Source organism: Paenibacillus sp. TC-CSREp1 (genome assembly GCF_050171015.1).
Classification (GTDB): Bacteria; Bacillota; Bacilli; order Paenibacillales; family Paenibacillaceae; genus Paenibacillus; species Paenibacillus silvae.
Genome location: NZ_JBNOKM010000045.1, coordinates 1 through 1,970 on the forward strand (window position 1 = coordinate 1; position 1,970 = coordinate 1,970).

The window sequence follows — 1,970 nt, forward strand, 5'->3', positions numbered from 1 at the left end:
AAATACTTCTTTTCTTCGAGACTTAGCGCTTGAGACTCCCAATACTCATAACTGCCCAGTTGATCTACCGTGAGATGGGGCCTGCTAATATAGATCCATCTTCCCTATTGAGGCGGCTTATTCTACAGTTGCAAGTAAATTTGAAAAAATGTCAGATTACGAAGATAACAAAAAAACAGGTCAATCATGGTAGAATCTTACCATAATCAACCTGTTCAATTGTATCGGAATAGTGTTATTTAGGTTATAAAATTAAAGCATTGATGTGCGTACAACCGAAACGAAACGGAGAAATCCTTATACGGGTATTACATTGGTTAAATTTACTTGAAATCAGCCGCCAGATTTATTTGGCACTGGGTGGGAATTCGCTCTTCAAAGCTACACATCGTTAATTTCGTTATTATAGATCAATATTAGCTCACGTTTAAATTCTTCATACATGTGTAGCGCTTCACTCAATATTTCTTTTAACTCTGCATAATTTCTAAAGACCGGAGACCGTACACTTTCTTCAGACCCATCCAGCAATTCCTTCAATACATCCCAAGGGCTGCCTAACTGCAACTCTTCCTCTCTCCATACAGCCCAAATAAATTCTAATACACTATGGTTGAGTGAAATATTAAACTGGAATTTATACCCATCTACACTCTCAACTAATTTAAAAAACTTCTCTTTTTTATTGAAAGTTACCTTATATCCCAATTCATCAAAAATACCCAAAACAGTAGAGTTGTCAACCTCACTTAGTTTTTCTTTAAAATCAAACGCATAGTTTTTAGATAAGTTAATGTACCTATCAATAAAATGAACTTTCTCCAAAGTAATTTTAATCTCTTGTTTTAATTGCATAAATTATTCCTCCCTAAAACGTATTTCAATATCGTATTTGTTTTTTGCTAAATTAACATATGTTTGAATTTCATCAAATTTTTTATTGGATGCTGGAATTTCAAGTATCTGTTTACCAGTGAGTGGCTGACCATCTAAATCCGGATATTTATTCGATCTGATTGTTGTCCCTGCTGGATATTTATTTTTCAACTCTTTCAAGTAACCTTCAAAGGTAGATATATCTATTGACTCTAAATCAGTTGCTTTCCTCGATACGATCTCCCCTTTGATAGGATTGTAAGAATCAAGACGCTTACCGTTACTTAAATGTATTTCATTATAACGATACCATTTTTCTTCGACTGATTTAGCATTAAACGCGTTACCTCTTGCCATGGGCGAATCATTTAGCCAATATTCCCTTTCTTCTTTCCAATCTAACCGATCTCGTGGTGGTTTACCCGCTTTGGCTTTACGGGCAAGATACTTTTGATAATCCGATTCTAACTTAGAATCTATAAATTTACCATTAGGGGAAAGTAAATCTTTACCCGTTCCCTCAGTACCTTTCGAATTATCCTTCGGTTTATTCGCATTCTCCTCCGGTTTGTTCGTCTCAGGCGATTTAGGCGGCTTCGTATTGGCCTGCGGTTCACCTTTGTCTTTTTTCTTCGTTGACGGCTTCCAGGTATTCACCTCATTCGGCGTTTCATTTTTTTCTGGATTCGTCTTGGATGTCGTGTTATTTTTCGACGTTGTTGCTACATTCCCTGCATTCGGTTTTGAAGACGATGCACTTCCCGAACCTGGTTTCGACTCCGGCGGCTTCTCTACTGGTTTAGAGCTTGCCCCCGTTCCACCACTGGCTTTCTTGCCATTCCCTGAAGCCGTCTCACCCGTTTTGTTCTGCTTGTTACTGCTCCAATGACTTCCAGACACGATCCCCATCTTCTGACTGTCTTCCCAGGACTTTATCATAAAGCTCTTCACTTTAGGCATGACGAACGATGGAGTCTGACTCGTGTTCCCTTTAGGCGTTGTTCCACTTGCCTGCGGGAGAGCAGGTCTCAGGCCGGCCGAGCCACCTGCTGAACCTCCCCTGCGATTCATACCGAATTGCGTATCCATCCCTT

Annotated in this window: 1 protein-coding gene and 1 pseudogene; both read right to left on the minus strand. The window is 39.3% G+C overall.

All coding sequences use genetic code 11. From position 1 onward, the window contains the following. Positions 1-381: 381 nt before the first annotated feature. Positions 382-855 (minus strand): hypothetical protein, encoded by a 474-nt coding sequence (locus tag ACQSGY_RS30645; RefSeq protein WP_427182403.1) that lies wholly within the window; start codon positions 853-855, stop codon positions 382-384. 3 nt (positions 856-858) lie between these two features. Further along, positions 859-1,970 (minus strand): annotated as a pseudogene (locus tag ACQSGY_RS30650) (hypothetical protein); the annotation flags it as partial.

Coding starts and splice junctions, on each gene's coding strand:
- ACQSGY_RS30645 (WP_427182403.1), bottom strand. CDS start 855: ATGCAATTAAAACAAGAGATTAAAATTACTTTGGAGAAAGTTCATTTT.